General features: G+C 69.4%; 15 protein-coding genes. 8 read left to right on the forward strand and 7 right to left on the reverse strand.

Annotation, left to right across the window (positions count from 1 at the left end; all coding sequences use genetic code 11):
• Positions 1-168 precede the first annotated feature (168 nt).
• The 3 genes from GGR16_RS14210 to uraH form a co-directional block, all read right to left on the reverse strand.
• A complete protein-coding gene (locus GGR16_RS14210; RefSeq protein WP_019401003.1) occupies positions 169-486 on the reverse strand; it encodes a rhodanese-like domain-containing protein in 318 nt (105 codons plus the stop codon).
• Between the two features lie 148 nt (positions 487-634).
• Complete coding sequence (gene lysM, locus GGR16_RS14215; RefSeq protein ID WP_019401004.1) at positions 635-1,081, reverse strand: peptidoglycan-binding protein LysM; 447 nt, start codon at positions 1,079-1,081, stop codon at positions 635-637.
• 58 nt (positions 1,082-1,139) lie between these two features.
• Positions 1,140-1,496, reverse strand: a complete 357-nt coding sequence (uraH, locus tag GGR16_RS14220) for a hydroxyisourate hydrolase (protein ID WP_019401005.1) — start codon at positions 1,494-1,496, stop codon at positions 1,140-1,142.
• A gap of 181 nt (positions 1,497-1,677) precedes the next feature.
• Here uraH and GGR16_RS14225 point away from each other — a divergent pair, with 181 nt between their 5' ends.
• The 8 genes from GGR16_RS14225 to GGR16_RS14260 all read left to right on the forward strand — a co-directional run bounded on the left by GGR16_RS14225 (position 1,678) and on the right by GGR16_RS14260 (position 8,237).
• Positions 1,678-2,715, forward strand: coding sequence for a cysteine synthase A (locus GGR16_RS14225; protein ID WP_019401006.1), 1,038 nt, complete (start codon positions 1,678-1,680; stop codon positions 2,713-2,715).
• Between the two features lie 41 nt (positions 2,716-2,756).
• Positions 2,757-3,116 carry a winged helix-turn-helix domain-containing protein gene (locus tag GGR16_RS14230; RefSeq protein ID WP_019401007.1) on the forward strand — a complete coding sequence of 120 codons (360 nt, stop codon included), beginning with the start codon at positions 2,757-2,759 and terminating at the stop codon, positions 3,114-3,116.
• A 209-nt stretch (positions 3,117-3,325) separates the two neighbouring features.
• Entirely contained in the window at positions 3,326-4,030 is a 705-nt protein-coding gene (locus GGR16_RS14235; RefSeq protein WP_040403673.1) for an ABC transporter permease, read from the forward strand.
• Between the two features lie 8 nt (positions 4,031-4,038).
• Positions 4,039-4,776 (forward strand): ATP-binding cassette domain-containing protein, encoded by a 738-nt coding sequence (locus tag GGR16_RS14240; RefSeq protein WP_183317020.1) that lies wholly within the window; start codon positions 4,039-4,041, stop codon positions 4,774-4,776.
• Positions 4,777-4,791: 15 nt separating this feature from the next.
• Positions 4,792-5,652: an ABC transporter substrate-binding protein gene (locus GGR16_RS14245; protein WP_183317021.1), complete on the forward strand. Its 861-nt coding sequence runs from the start codon at positions 4,792-4,794 to the stop codon at positions 5,650-5,652.
• Positions 5,653-5,721: 69 nt separating this feature from the next.
• On the forward strand, positions 5,722-6,612 hold the full coding sequence (locus GGR16_RS14250; protein ID WP_183317243.1) for a glucosamine kinase nucleotide-binding domain-containing protein: 891 nt from the start codon (positions 5,722-5,724) through the stop codon (positions 6,610-6,612).
• 103 nt (positions 6,613-6,715) lie between these two features.
• Positions 6,716-6,997 (forward strand): hypothetical protein, encoded by a 282-nt coding sequence (locus tag GGR16_RS14255; protein WP_019401012.1) that lies wholly within the window; start codon positions 6,716-6,718, stop codon positions 6,995-6,997.
• Positions 6,998-7,685: 688 nt separating this feature from the next.
• On the forward strand, positions 7,686-8,237 hold the full coding sequence (locus GGR16_RS14260; protein ID WP_157672215.1) for a transglutaminase-like cysteine peptidase: 552 nt from the start codon (positions 7,686-7,688) through the stop codon (positions 8,235-8,237).
• An 18-nt stretch (positions 8,238-8,255) separates the two neighbouring features.
• Here the strand turns inward: GGR16_RS14260 and GGR16_RS14265 are convergent, their stop codons facing one another.
• The 4 genes from GGR16_RS14265 to GGR16_RS14280 all read right to left on the reverse strand — a co-directional run bounded on the left by GGR16_RS14265 (position 8,256) and on the right by GGR16_RS14280 (position 14,029).
• Entirely contained in the window at positions 8,256-10,397 is a 2,142-nt protein-coding gene (locus GGR16_RS14265; RefSeq protein WP_183317022.1) for a GumC family protein, read from the reverse strand.
• Positions 10,398-10,623: 226 nt separating this feature from the next.
• Positions 10,624-11,409, reverse strand: coding sequence for a metallophosphoesterase (locus GGR16_RS14270; protein WP_019401015.1), 786 nt, complete (start codon positions 11,407-11,409; stop codon positions 10,624-10,626).
• Positions 11,406-12,503 carry a glycosyltransferase family 4 protein gene (locus tag GGR16_RS14275; protein WP_019401016.1) on the reverse strand — a complete coding sequence of 366 codons (1,098 nt, stop codon included), beginning with the start codon at positions 12,501-12,503 and terminating at the stop codon, positions 11,406-11,408. Before GGR16_RS14275 ends, GGR16_RS14270 begins: the two co-directional genes overlap by 4 nt.
• A complete protein-coding gene (locus GGR16_RS14280) occupies positions 12,500-14,029 on the reverse strand; it encodes a hypothetical protein (protein ID WP_019401017.1) in 1,530 nt (509 codons plus the stop codon). Before GGR16_RS14280 ends, GGR16_RS14275 begins: the two co-directional genes overlap by 4 nt.

Here is a 14,029-nt window from a genome sequence, read left to right on the forward strand (position 1 = left end):
AAGGCCGTCTTTCCGCCGCGCGGCAGCCCCATTCGCGCAGCAAGACGACTTTGGCGGCGTTTGATTCAATTCAGGCGGAAAGGCGCCTATCGTTCTGATGATAGTGCATTTCCGCCGGCGAGGATATTTGCCTCTGCGCCGGACCGGCGTCCGTCGAGGCGCAAGGGCCTAGACCTCGACAGGGCCGCCGCTCAGGATCCAGTCCTTAAAGCCGCCGCGATAGTGCTCCGACAGATCGAGGCCTGCTGCCTGGCTCAGCATCAGCGCCTGCTGGGAGCGCACTCCTGCTGCGCAGGAAAATACGATTCGCCGTCCCGCATAGGCGGCGAGAGCGCCGGGATCGAAGCTGGAAAGCGGCAGGGAAACGCTCCCGGGAATGTGCCCGGCGGCAAATTCATGCGGCTCGCGCACATCGACGAGCACGACTGAGCCGTCGGCAAGACCCGCCGCCACGGTCTCGCGATCGAGGTCGATCACCGTCGTCATGTCCTGTCCTCGCCGTCACCGCTCTTCCGCCTCCGGCGATTCGGAGGCGGACGCGGAGATTGTCGCCTCCCGGCGGACAAGACAAGAGCGGTGACACTGGAGCAACCTGTCTCCCGGCCCGCCGGGAGACAGGGGTTCGGCCAAGGCTTCAGGAGACGGGCGGAATGCGCAGCACCTGGCCCGGATAGATCTTGTCGGGATGCGTCAGCATCGGCCTGTTGGCCTCGAAGATCACGGTGTGCTTGGCGCCGTTGCCCTTGCCGTAGTGGCTTTCGGCGATCTTCCACAGCGTGTCGCCCTTCACCACGGTGTACATCGTCGCCTTGGGCGCTTCCTGCTCCACGATAAGCGCATCGTCCACCGCTGCGACGCCGACGGTGTTGCCGAGCGCGAGGATGACCTTCTCGGCCTCCTCCGTCGACAGCGCCTTGCCGGACACCTTCACGGTGTCGCCGGACACGGCGATGTCGAGCCCGTCGACCTTGAGGCCGTGCTTGGCGACTTCCTTCTTCAGTTCCTCCGGCGTCGCCGCCTTCGCCTCGCTCGCGCCGAAGAGCTTCTCTCCGGCTTCCTTGATGAAGCTGAACAATCCCATGACATCAACTCCTCTTCGAAAAAACTTGGGGCCACCCGATCCGCGCGGATCGGCGGCATCAACTGCCGCGGTAGGTCGCATAGCTCCAGGGAGAAACGAGCAGCGGCACGTGGTAGTGGCCGTCGGCCTCGGCGAGGCCACACCGCACCGGCACCTCGTCGAGGAAAGGCAGGACCGTCCCGCCGCGCCCGTCGCGCCGGAAATAGGCGCCCACGTGGAAGACGAGTTCGTAGCGCCCGGGCCGGTAGTCGGCCCCGGCGAGGAGCGGCGCATCGGTCCGCCCGTCGGCATTCGTCACGGCCTCGGCGACCAGAGTCCGTTTCCCGTCCGCCTCGAGCCGGAAGAGCATGATGCGAATGCCCTCGGCCGGTCGGCCGGCGGCGGTGTCGAGCACATGTGTGGTCAGCCGGCCCATCAGCCCCTCCTGCCGGCCGCATTTTTCGGGCAAGGGGCGGACCGCGTCAACCGTGCCCGCGGCCACGTAAAACCCGCCGGAAAACGTGCTTTGACGCGGGCGCCGCGGGATCGTTGGACAATTCATCCGCCATGCCTTAATGCCTGCGGCAGCCGGTCATGAGCTGCAACGGAGCCCGCCCATGAGCATCAAGCCAAGTGTCGTCGAAGCCATCGGCAACACCCCCCTCATCCGCCTCGAGCGGGCCTCCGAGATGACGGGCTGCGAGATTCTCGGCAAGGCCGAGTTCATGAACCCCGGCCAGTCCGTCAAGGACCGGGCGGCGCTGTTCATCATCAAGGACGCGCTGGCGAAAGGCACCCTGAAGCCCGGCGGCACCATCGTCGAGGGCACGGCCGGCAATACGGGCATCGGCCTCGCGCTCGTCGGCAATGCGATGGGCTTCCGCACCGTCATCGTCATTCCCGACACCCAGTCGCAGGAGAAGAAGGACACCCTTCGTCTTCTGGGGGCCGAACTCGTCGAGGTGCCGGCCGTCCCCTATGCCAATCCCAACAACTACGTGAAGGTCTCCGGCCGCCTCGCTGAGGAGATCGCGGCGAGCGACCCCAGGGGCGCGGTCTGGGCCAACCAGTTCGACAATGTCGCCAACCGGCAGGCGCATATCGAGACCACCGGCCCCGAGATCTGGGACGAGACGGGCGGCAAGGTCGACGGCTTCATCTGCGCCGTCGGCACCGGCGGCACGCTCGCCGGCGTCGCCATGGCGCTGAAGGAGCGCAACCCGAAGATCACCGTCGGCCTCGCCGATCCCATGGGCGCCGCCCTCTACCACTACTACGCCCACGGCAGCCTCAAGGCCGAGGGCTCGTCCATCACCGAGGGCATCGGCCAGGGCCGCATCACCAAGAACATCGAAGGGGCGCCGGTCGACGTCGCCTTCCAGATCCCGGACGAGGAGGCCATTCCCCTCGTCTTCGAGCTTCTGGAGCACGAGGGCCTGTGCCTCGGCGGCTCGTCCGGCATCAACGTCGCCGGCGCCATTCGCCTCGCCCGGCATCTCGGCCCCGGCCACACCATCGTGACGGTGCTCGCCGACTACGGCACGCGCTACCAGTCGAAGCTGTTCAACCCCGCGTTCCTGCGCGAGAAGGGCCTGCCGGTGCCGGCCTGGCTCGATCGCGGCCCGCAGGTGAAAGCGCCGCTCGTCGCCGTATAATCTCCTCGATCCCGCAGCGAGGAGGAGGCAGCCGCACCGCCATGGAGGAGCACGTCGAGGTACGCCTGCGCCTCCTGCTGGGCTCGTCCATCGCCATCGGCCCCGGCAAGGCCGAGCTGCTGCGCGGCATTCGCGACACCGGCTCCATCGCGGCCGCGGGCCGGCGCATGAACATGAGCTACCGGCGCAGCTGGCTCCTGGTGCGCACCATGAACACCTGCTTTCGCGAGCCGCTCGTCGATGCGGCCAAGGGCGGCTCCGGCGGCGGCGGCGCGCGCCTCACCGACGCGGGCCTGCGCGTCCTCACCCTCTACGAGGAAATGGAACGCAAGGCGCTGCAGTCCATTGCCGGCGAAGCCGCCGGGCTGCGCGCCATGATGCGCGACGCGCCGGAGGAGTGATTCGTCCGGCAAAGGCGCTGGCTCGGCTCATGTCGACGCAGGCGCGCCGGAGCTTCACCTCCCTCGCGGCGCGACAATGGCGGAACGGGGATAGGCCCCGCCTATCCCCGATATGCTTCAGATATCATATCGGTTTCACGGCGCAGCCGTGCATCATGGGCATGAGGCACGGTCGTGCGGGAACGGTCGTGGCCGGATGAGAGGCGAGATTGCAGGGGTTCGACGAAGCATTGGCGGCGGCGTGGCGGCTGATCGTCACGGGCGATACGGCCCTCGTCGAGATTGCCGCCCTCTCGCTGAAGGTCAGCCTCACCGCCGTCTTCTGCGCCGCCCTGATCGGCCTGCCGCTTGGCGCTGCGCTGGCGCTCGCCCGCTTTCCCGGTCGCGGCGCCGTCATCGTCGTCATCAATGCCCTGATGGGCCTGCCGCCGGTGGTCGCGGGGCTGCTCGTTTATCTCCTCCTCTCGCGGGCCGGCCCGCTCGGCCCCTATGGCCTCCTGTTCACCCCGACGGCCATGGTCATCGCCCAGACGCTGCTGGTGACGCCGATCATCGCGGCGCTGACCCGTCAGGTGGTCGCCGACCTGTGGACGGAATACAGCGAGCAGCTCACCTCCCTCGGCGCCGGCCGGCTGCGGGCCGTGCCGACGCTTCTGTGGGACGCGCGCTTCAGCCTCGTCACGGCGATCCTCGCCGGGCTCGGCCGCGCCATGGCGGAGGTCGGCGCCATCCTCGTCGTCGGCGGCAACATCGACGGCGTCACGCGCACCATGACGACGGCCATCGCGCTCGAGACGAGCAAGGGCGACCTGCCGCTGGCGCTCGGCCTCGGCATCGTGCTGCTCGTCATCGTGCTCGTCATCAACGCCGCTGCCCACCTGTTCGGCGCCACGGCCCGCCGCGCAGCGGGATGAGGCCGCCGATGCATGCCCGGGCCACCATCCTTCCCCTCACCCTCGACCGGCTGACCTATGCGCGCGGCGGCGAGACGCTCATCGACGGCATCTCGGCCACCATTGGCCCGTCGAGCCGCACCGTCGTCCTCGGCCCCAACGGCGCCGGCAAGAGCCTGCTGCTGCGCCTGTGCCACGGCCTCATCGCGCCGACGAACGGCGCCGTGCGCTGGGCCGGCGCCGACGCCTTCGGGCGCCAGGACGTCGCCCGGCGGCAGGCGATGGTGTTCCAGCGGCCGGTGCTGCTGCGCCGCTCCGCCCTCGCCAACATCACCTATGCCCTGTCGCTGCAGGGCCGCCTCGGACGCAGCGAACGCCCGGCGCGTGCCCGCGACGCGCTCGCGAGCGTCGGCCTCGCCCATGTCGCCGAGCGGCCGGCGCGCGTGCTCTCCGGCGGCGAGCAGCAGCGCCTCGCCATTGCCCGCGCGGCGGCCCTGAAGCCGGACGTGCTCTTTCTCGACGAGCCGACGGCCAGCCTCGACCCCGGCGCCTGCCGCGCGATCGAGGACGCCATCCGCGCCATCGATGCCGCCGGCACCAAGATCATCATGACGACGCACGATCTCGGCCAGGCCCGGCGCCTCGCCGACGAGGTGCTGTTCCTCTGCCGCGGCCGGCTCATGGAGCACACGCCGGCCGGGGAATTCTTCGAGCGCCCGCGCACGCCGCAGGCGGCCGCCTTCCTGCGCGGCGACATCGTGGGCTGAACGATTGGACGGGAGATGATCATGAGGCTGTTCGAAACGACCCGCCGCGCCGTCATGGCCGCAGCCATGGGCGCAGCGATTTGGGGATTTGCCGCCCCGGCCGGGGCGCAGACGACGGAAAAGCCCTTCATCACCGTCGCCTCCACGACCTCCACCGAGCAGTCCGGCCTCTTCAAGCATCTCCTGCCGCAATTCACCGAGAAGACCGGCATCGAGGTGCGCGTCGTCGCGGTGGGCACCGGCCAGGCGCTGAAGATCGGCGAGCGCGGCGATGCCGACGTCGTTTTCGTCCACGCCAGGAGCGCGGAGGAGGATTTCGTCGCCAAGGGCTTCGGCGTCGGCCGCTCCGACGTGATGTACAACGACTTCGTCCTCGTCGGGCCGAAGAGCGACCCGGCCGGCGTCAAGGGCAGCCGCGATGCCGTCAAGGCGCTGCAGGCCATCGCCGGGAAGAAGGCGCCCTTCGTCTCGCGCGGCGACGACAGCGGCACCCACAAGGCCGAGCTCGACCTGTGGAAGCTCGCGGCGCTCGACCCGAAGGCCGGCGGCAACTGGTATCGCGAGACGGGCTCGGGCATGGGGCCCGCCCTCAACACCGCGGCGGGCATGGATGCCTACATCCTCGCCGACCGCGGCACGTGGCTGAGCTTCAAGAACCGCGGCGATCTCGCCATCCTCGTCGAGGGCGACGACCGGCTCTTCAACCAATACGGCATCATCCTCGTCAATCCGGCGCGCCATGCGCATGTGAAGGAGAAGGAGGCCCGCGCCTTCATCGACTGGGTCATCTCGCCCGAAGGCCAGGCCGCCATCGCCAGCTACAGGATCGAGGGCGAGCAGCTCTTCTTCCCCAACGCCAGCAAGAAGGGCGCCTGACGGCCCGATTGCAGCCTGCGCCGCAACGCCGCTTCCTGCGCCGCGCCCGAATCCGTCTATACTCGCGTGATGTTCGTATCGGGCGCGGCAGACACCTTCCTTCTCGGCGTCGACGGCGGCGGCACCCAGTGCCGCCTGCGCCTGCGCTCCGGCGACGGCACCCTCGTCGGCGAGGCGAGCGGCGGGCCCTCCAACATCCGCTTCGATCCCGAGACGGTGGCCCGCTCCATCCTCGCCGGCTGCTACGCGATCCTCGACCGCGCCGGTCTTCCGCGCGAGACGACGTCGCTCATCCACGCCGGCTTCGGCCTCGCCGGGGCGGCCCAGACCTCCGCCCGCGAGCAGTTCTTGGCGAGCCGGATGCCCTTCCGCTCGATCTCGCTCGACACGGACGCCTATGCCGCCTGGCTCGGCGCCTTCGGCGGCGAGAACGGGGCCATCCTCATCGTGGGCACCGGCTCCTGCGGGCTGTCGATCGTCAACGGCGAGCGTACTTACGTAGGCGGCTGGGGCGCCGAGATCTCCGACGAGGGCAGCGGCCTCGCCATCGGCCGTGAGGCGATCCGGCGGGCACTCTGGGCCTATGACGGGCGGGCGGCGATGACCGCGCTGGCGGAGACGCTGCTCGACGGCTTCGGCCGCAATCCCGAGATGATCATCGACTGGGCGCGCTCTGCCCGCCCGGCCGATTTTGCGCGCCTGGCACCGCTCGTCTTCGACTATGCGAGCCAGCGCGACGCCCTGGCCGTGAGTCTCGTCGAGGCGGCCGCCCGCGATGTCGCGCGCATCGCCGAGCGCCTCCTTGGCGCCGGTGCTCCGCGGCTCTGCCTGATGGGCGGCGTGGCCGGCGCACTGCAGCCGTGGCTGCCTCCCTACGTGACGGACAGGGTCGTTCCGGCCGCGGCGGACGCCACCGAAGGCGCTATCCTCATGGCCTGCCAGGCGGCGGCCAACGCCTGAAACAGCCCTTCTCGACTTTGCAAAACTTGGTTCGATAAGACCGCTTCCGCTTTTACTAAAAAACTGATAAATTTTTATCGATCTCTTGTGGAGGGCGCGGGCTATGTTGCCGCTCATTCGGTCTCGTTATGGTTTGGCGGCGCTGGCCGCCGCAGGTGCCTTTGCTTTGTCTTTCGTCCCGGCGGGTGCCCAGCAGGCCCCGACGATCAATAACGGCCCATTCCAGGCCATCGTGTGCCAGCCTGTTCCGCCGAACACGGCCCCGGCTTTCATCTTGGAACGTGGCGGCCTGTGCCCCATCGGCTTCGTCGCTGTCGTGGCTGACCGGCCTGCCGCAGTCGACACGCCCGCCGCGCTCTCCGACAATTCCGGCAGCAGCGGCTGAGCGGCAGAAGAAGAAACGCGGACGAGACAGCGTTCATTGATATCCTCTGGAAACCCGCAGGTCTTCTGCGGGTTTTGTTTTTTGCATCCCGCCTCAGGCCGCTCGCAGGAAGGCGACTTCCCCCGCCCGACTGCCACGCGCTCCGGCCGGAATGTTCGGGTAACGCGTTCCCGGATTTCGCGACGGCGCCCAGCTTGAGGGCGCCGGCGGCAGGGCCCCAACCGCCTGCCGCATCCCGGCCGCGCGAAAAAAATCCGATCAGGACTTTCCTGCCCGAGACAGGAATCTAGCCCTCGGCCTGCGCATGGGCCGCGGACGCCGTCCTTCGACGGCGCCGCAGGCATTTCGCACGCATAGCGGCGCCCTTGAGCCGCAGAGAAGACCCGGCGACGCGCAAAGGCGCCAGCGTTGCGGAAAGGAACACCACCCTACCCGTTCCAAATAGCCAACAAAACCCATAAAACCTTATAGTTAAAAGTTTTAATAAATTTTACCATAAGTTGAAATGCGCTTAGGACGATAGTCCACGGTCATGAATACGTACAATTGCACTTTTATCGGCAGGAGATATTTATAAGAAGGGACGCAGAATTGCCTTATTCAAGACAATAAGAGGCGTCCCATCATGAAAACGAGAGAGCTTGCTATCGCCGTCGCCGCAATGCTGTGCGTTTCTGCGGCGCCTGCCATGACAGCCCCCTCCGTCGACCCGCTCGAGGCGTTCGGGCTCCGCCGGTCGACGCATATCAGTCTCGGCACATCCGTGCCGATCCCCGAGGGCTATTACGACCTTTGCATCAATCAGCCCGCCGTATGCCGGCCGCGCGCGGGCGCAGGAGATGTGACGGGTGACGGGCAGATCAGGCTCTCGTCCAAGCGGCTGCAGCAGATGCTCGCCGTCAATACTGCCGTCAACAGCTCCATTCGCCCCGTGGCCGGCCTCAACCGGATGGGCGTGCTCGACAGGTGGCGCGTGGCTCCGGCCGCGGGCAACTGCAAGGACTACGCCCTGACGAAGCGCCAGCGCCTCATCGCCCAGGGCTGGCCTTCCAGCGCCCTGCTGATGGCTATCGTGCGCATCCCGGGCGGCGAGCAGCACGCCGTTCTCGTGGTGCGGACGGACAGGGGCGACTACGTCCTCGACAATCTGTCCGAGGCCGTCAGGCCCTGGCGCAGCACCCCCTACTGGTGGGAAAAGGTCCAGTCCCCCACCCAGATGTGGGTCTGGCACAGCGTCTGACGAGGACCCGGGCGAACCTTACGAGGCCTCGCCCGGCTTTCGTCCGTTGGTCGTATAGGGATAGTAGCTCTCTTCTCCCGACGAGGCATCGACGCCGTTCAGCGCGACATAGACTGTCTCGCCCTTGACCCGGCGCAGTTCCTTGAGGCTCTGCAGCACCTCGCGCTGCGTCGTCGTCTTCCAGTGCACGACATAGAGCACAACGTCGGCATAGACGGCGAGCAGCAGCGGGTCGGAGACGACGGCCAGCGGCGGCGCATCGAGGATGATGACGTCGAAGGCCTTGCGGCAACCCTCCAGCAACGCCCGGAAGCGCGCCGAATCGAGGATGCTCTCGGCCGGGAAATACTGCGCATCGCCGCTGACGAAGGCCGACATGTCGCTGAGCGCGTCGACCACCCGCATGTCGTTGACATGGGCGGTTGTCGCCCGGTCGGCGAGGATGTCGACGAGGCTCGTCTTGACCTTGGCCTTGAGCAGGCGATGCACGCTCGGCTTGCGCAGGTCGCAGTCGATGACGAGCGTCCTGCGGCCGGCGAGGGCCGCCGCCCGCCCGAGCGCGACGGCCGTGACGGACTTGCCCTCCCCCGGCTTCGTCGAGGTGACGAGCACGACCTTCCCCGCCGCCTCGCCCTCGCCGGCGCTCATCAGGATGTCGAGCCCCAGGCGCAGACGGCGAATCGCTTCGGCATAGGCCGAGCCGGGCTCGCGCACCACCTTGTCCTGCACCGGCACACCGCCCTTGGCTGCCTCGACCTGCGGCATGCTCGCGACGACGTCGAGCCCCGTCGCCTCCTCCACCTCGTCCGCCCTGAGGAAGCCGCGGCCGTAGGTGTCGCGGACCCAGGCGATGCCGAACCCCGCTCCGAAGGCGAGGAACAGCGAGGCGAACAGGATCGGCACCGTCGGCGGGAAGCTCGGCCGCACCGCGGCCATCGCCTCTGCGACGACGCGGCTGTCGGCCAGCACGAGGCCGCGCTGCTGGCTCACCTGCCTGAGGCGGCCGAGGTAGTTCTGGTAGAGCGCACGGGTCGCCGCCACTTCCTCGCGGAGCTTGTAGAGCTGGACCGACGCATCGGCCGGCAGGTCGGATGCATTGACGAGCATGTCGAGGTCGCGGCGAACCTGCTGCGCCCGCTGCTCGGACACGTCCGCCGTCCGCTGCAGCTCCTCGGCGCGGGCACTGCCGAGCGCCACGATGCGCGCATCGATGGCGGTGAGCCGCGTGCGCAGCGCCGCCGCCCGCGCCGCCGGCAGCCTGGCCGACAGCTGGCGCTCGATCTCCCGGCGCTCCTCGGTGAGCTGCTCGCTCTCGCCCCCCGCCAGCACCCTGGCGATGCCGGCCGCATCCCCCGCCTGCACCAGCGCCTCGAGCGCCCGCAACCGGGTGAGCGCGTCGGTCCGCGCGGCGATGTCCTCCTCGAGTGTCGTGCGCAGGGAGAGCAGCCGGTTGCGGCCGTCCTCCCCGGCCCGCTCCATCATCTGCTCCAGCGTGTAGCGGTCGAGCTCGGCTTCAGCCCGGCGCAGTTCCTCGCCGAGATCCGTCACCCGGCTGGCGAGGACACGTTCGGCATTGGCCACGAGCCGCAGCCGGCTCGCGATCTGGTCGTCGATATAGGCCTGGGCATAGGCATTGGCGATGCGGGCCGCCTTGTCCGGATCGCGCGAGGAGGCTTCGACGGCGATGATCGAGGTGACGCCGCGGCGGGAGATGTCGACGCGCCGCGCCAGCCGGTCGATGATTCGCCGCTCGACGCGCGGTGAGAGCGGCTGGCCCGGCTGCAACTGCCCCTCGGCCCCGTCGACGGCGGCCGGCCAGAGGCCCGCGGCAATCTGGGCCAGGAGATCCGGCCGGTTGAATTCCTCGTCGTCCTGCAGGTTGAGCCTGGCGATGACGCGCCGCGCGATCACCGGCGACGCCATGATCTCCACCTCGCCGTCGACGGCGCCGATGTTGGGCGGAGCGGGCGCCGCATTGTCAAGGCTGACCAGCCTCTGCTCGCGCGGGTCGATCATGACCAGCGTCGTCGCGGAATAGCGCGAGGGGACCTGCGACAGCGCGAGGACGACGAGGCCAAGAATGGCGGCGACGGTGACGGCGATGGCGAGGCGCTGGCGGCGCAGCAGGCCCATAAGCGACTGAAGATCGAACTCGTTCAAAGATGCCCCTCCCCCCGGCCCGCCGGCCCATCGGGCAGCGGCACGGGACCCATCGACCAAGGTGGCAGCTTCCGGAAGACCGCAGCGGAGATGGCGTTGCGACGCGAATGCGGAAGACGCACGAACGCCATGAAGTCTCCTCATCCCGAACGGGACACACTGATCGGAAAAAAGCTAGCACGCTGAAGGGGTAGGCGACAACGCGCACGAAAGCCGCCCGAACCGCCTACGAGGCGAGGAAACGATAACCCCGCCCCTCGAGGCACAGGCAGGTCAGCACGTCCGACGCATAGGCCCCCGTGTCGATGCCGATGCGGTTGCGGCAGACCTCGGGCGTCTCGACGATGGTATGGCCGTGGACCACGACCTTCTCGTGCAATTGAGCCGCATCGAGGAACGGCCGGCGGATGCCGACGAGATCCTCCGGCCGCTGCTGCGCCAGCGGCACGCCCGGCCGGATGCCGGCATGCACGAAGAGATAATCGCCGGCGGCATGGGTCAGCGCGCAACGCCTCAGGAAGTCCACATGGCCCTGCGGCATGCGACGCCGAAGGACGTCCGCGAGCTCGGGAAAGCCGCGCTCCGGCGCGAGGCTGCGCCAGTCGATGCCGTAGGACGCGAGCGTCGCGTCCCCGCCGTTCGTCAGCCAGGCCATGGCATCGCCACTGCCCATCCGCGCGGAAAGGAGCATGACCTCGTGGTTGCCGATGAGCGGATGGAAGGTGATGCCCGGCAGCGGGCCGGCCGCCAGCATGTCGAGCACCTGCGCCGTATCCGGGCCGCGGTCGACATAGTCCCCGAGCGTTACCAGCGCCACCTCGCCGTCATGGCCGCGCAGGTCCTCAGCAACGGCGGCGAGCACACGGGCAAGCAGATCCGCCCGCCCGTGGATGTCGCCGATGCAATAGACGCGCAGGCCCTCCGGCATCGCCGCATGACCGAGGCTGATGGTGCGCGGCCGGCCACGCCCTGAAAACAGCCCAGGCCAGCGGTTGCGCAGCGCCGCGATCATGCCGCCCTCCCCGCCGCTTTGCGCCAGACGGCCACCAGCCGCTCGATGAAGACGCCGCTGTCGAGGTCGGCCGCATGGCGGGCTGCCGCGGCTTCTCCCATGCGCCGGCGCGCCTCCCGGTCGCCGATGAGCCCGGCAAGTGCATCGGCCAGGGCTGCTGCATCGCCCACGGGCACGAGCCGGCCTTCGACCCCGTCGTGGAGGATCTCGGCGACGGCGCCGACGGGCGTCGCCACCACCGGCTTGCCCGCCGCCATGGCCTCCACGATGCTCATCGGCAGGTTCTCGGCCCGGGACGGCAGGACGACGACATCGGCCCGCCCGGCGAGCATCTTCGCCGCGCCCGCATCGAGCCAGCCGGGAAAGGTGACGAGCCCCGACAGGCCGAGGCTTTCCGCCCGGGCGCGAAAACGCTCCACCGCCCCGTTGCCGGCGATCGTGCAGCGCCAGCCGCCGATGCCGCGCCCGCGCAGCAGGGACAGCGCGTCGAGCAGCACGTCGGTGCCCTTGCGCTCTCCCACCTCGCCGAGCACGACAAGATGCACATTGCCGTCCTCGCGCTCCGTCGCAGCCGCCACGCGCGGCACGGCATTGTAGACGATCGCGGTCATCACCTCGGGACCGGCGATGCGCGTGACGAAATCCTGCCAGTGGCTGCCGAGCACCACGACACAGGCCGCGCGGCGGAAGAGCCCACGGATGGCCGCCTGCATCAGGGGGCCGCAGGCCGCGTAATAATCGTCGAAATTGGCCCCGTGCAGATGCACGACCACGGGCACGCCCGCAAGCGACAGGACGCGCTCCATCAGCGCCTTGCGCAGCACGCTGCCGCGGGTGGCGAGGTTGAGATGCGCGACATCCGCCCGGCCGCTGAGGCCGAGGACGAGGCAGCGCGCCAGCGCGCCGGCGAAGACGAGGGGCGACAACAGCTTGCCCAGGCGCCCGCGCGTCGTCACGCAGACGAGTTGCACATCGTCCTCGCCCCGGTCGGCGAGCGCGGCGGCCATCGCCTCGACGACCCGATCCATGCCCCCGTCGATGCCGAGGCGGGTGACGACGACGGTGAGGGCCGGTCCGGCGGCGGTGGCGGTCATGGCACGGCCTCGCGCTTCACGGACGCGGGGAGGAAGCGCAGCAACCGCGGCATCGACGCGGCCACGATGTCATGCTCCGCCGCTGGCAGCCGCCGCGCCCGGCCGAGCACCACGGCAAGGTGCACGAGCGCCGCCAGCCCCGCGACGAGGATCTGCATGGCCGGCATCACATCCGCCGCCATCAGACGCGCGCCCATGCCGACAATGAGCGCGCTCGCGACGACGACGAGGAGGAAGGGCAGATCGCAGATGCCGCGCACGCCGCTCCTCCTGAGGCTCGCCCCGAGCAGGAGGAGACGCGCGCCGATGTCGAGAATCGGGACGACGAGGGCGGCGGCGAGCGGCGCCACCAGACCGGTGAGGATGAGCATCCCGAGCCAGAAGAGACCGATGGGCAGGATGGTGGCGAGCGCCCTCCGGCGCGCCATCACGGCAGCCGCCGTCTCCAGGCTGCGATAGAAGCCATAGAGCGGCGGCAGGACGAAGAGCACCGGCAGCAGCCAGTCGAGACCCGCAAAACGCCCGCCGGCGAGCAGCGCCAGCACCGCCGGCCCGCCGGCAAGCAGGCCGACGACAGCCGTGGAGAAGACGACGAGGTCGAGCTTGAACACGAGCGACAGCGCCGCCGCCATTCGGGCCTGCGAGCCGGCGCGCGCCGCATGGCCCATCACCGCCGGCTCGATGAAGGGCGACAGCACGATGCCCGATGTCAGGCGCAGGAAGCTCAGCATCAGTCCCTGCATGAAGGAGAAGGCCGCGAGGAGCTCGACCGGCATCACCCCCGATACCGCGAGGCGCACGGCGGGCGGGCTCATGACCATGGCCCCGGCCGTGCTGAGATAGCTTGCGCCGGCAAGCGCCGCGAGGTTCTGCCGCGGCGCCTGCCCGTCCCCGGCCGTCGCGCCGAGCCGGGCAACACCCACCGCTGCCGCGCCGACGAGGGCGAGCCCGGCAAGGGCTGCCGTTGCGGCGCAAAGCGTGACGACGGTCGCTGCATCCATGTGCCGGCCGAGCCCGAGCCACGTCACGAGGACGGCAAGCCGTACGAGGGGCTCCCCGGCGGCGACGGCGCGGCTCAGCCGCTGTTGCCCGAGGATCTGGCAGATGCTTTCGGCGTCGCTCGCGAGGAGGAGCCCCGCCGCCCAGACCACCGCGGCGGTGACCAGCACGCCGTCGGCCGATGCCGGCAGGAGGCCGCCGACCGACGCCAGGAAGGCGGCGAGGGCGAACAGGGCGAGCACGCCGAGCCGCACCGCCGCGACGCGGCCCAGCAGGCGCCGCAGGCCGGGACCGTCGCCCGCGTGATGACGCGCGCTCGCCTCGTAGGCGAGCACCGTCGGCACGCCGAAGAGCAGGAGCGACTGCGCCAGGAGCGCCGCCGCCATCCCCACCGCATAGCCGGCATAATCGGCGAGCGGCAGCACGCGCACGACGAGGAGCTGGAAGGCAAAGCCGAGCGCGACGGCGGCGAGGCGCCCGCTGGCGAAGACGAGGAGGCTGCTGCCGAGGCTCACGGGCGCATGCAC

The organism is Chelatococcus caeni, from assembly GCF_014196925.1.
Lineage (GTDB): Bacteria > Pseudomonadota > Alphaproteobacteria > Rhizobiales > Beijerinckiaceae > Chelatococcus_A > Chelatococcus_A caeni.

Bases quoted from the DNA above. Each gene is read 5' to 3' on its own strand.
- GGR16_RS14270 (WP_019401015.1), bottom strand. From the start codon at position 11,409: ATGATCGCGGCGCTGCGCAACCGCTGGCCTGGGCTGTTTTCAGGGCGT.
- GGR16_RS14245 (WP_183317021.1), top strand. From the start codon at position 4,792: ATGATCATGAGGCTGTTCGAAACGACCCGCCGCGCCGTCATGGCCGCA.
- GGR16_RS14210 (WP_019401003.1), bottom strand. From the start codon at position 486: ATGACGACGGTGATCGACCTCGATCGCGAGACCGTGGCGGCGGGTCTT.
- lysM (WP_019401004.1), bottom strand. From the start codon at position 1,081: ATGGGATTGTTCAGCTTCATCAAGGAAGCCGGAGAGAAGCTCTTCGGC.
- GGR16_RS14275 (WP_019401016.1), bottom strand. From the start codon at position 12,503: ATGACCGCCACCGCCGCCGGACCGGCCCTCACCGTCGTCGTCACCCGC.
- GGR16_RS14260 (WP_157672215.1), top strand. From the start codon at position 7,686: ATGACAGCCCCCTCCGTCGACCCGCTCGAGGCGTTCGGGCTCCGCCGG.
- GGR16_RS14240 (WP_183317020.1), top strand. From the start codon at position 4,039: ATGCATGCCCGGGCCACCATCCTTCCCCTCACCCTCGACCGGCTGACC.
- GGR16_RS14255 (WP_019401012.1), top strand. From the start codon at position 6,716: ATGTTGCCGCTCATTCGGTCTCGTTATGGTTTGGCGGCGCTGGCCGCC.
- GGR16_RS14225 (WP_019401006.1), top strand. From the start codon at position 1,678: ATGAGCATCAAGCCAAGTGTCGTCGAAGCCATCGGCAACACCCCCCTC.
- uraH (WP_019401005.1), bottom strand. From the start codon at position 1,496: ATGGGCCGGCTGACCACACATGTGCTCGACACCGCCGCCGGCCGACCG.
- GGR16_RS14230 (WP_019401007.1), top strand. From the start codon at position 2,757: ATGGAGGAGCACGTCGAGGTACGCCTGCGCCTCCTGCTGGGCTCGTCC.
- GGR16_RS14250 (WP_183317243.1), top strand. From the start codon at position 5,722: ATGTTCGTATCGGGCGCGGCAGACACCTTCCTTCTCGGCGTCGACGGC.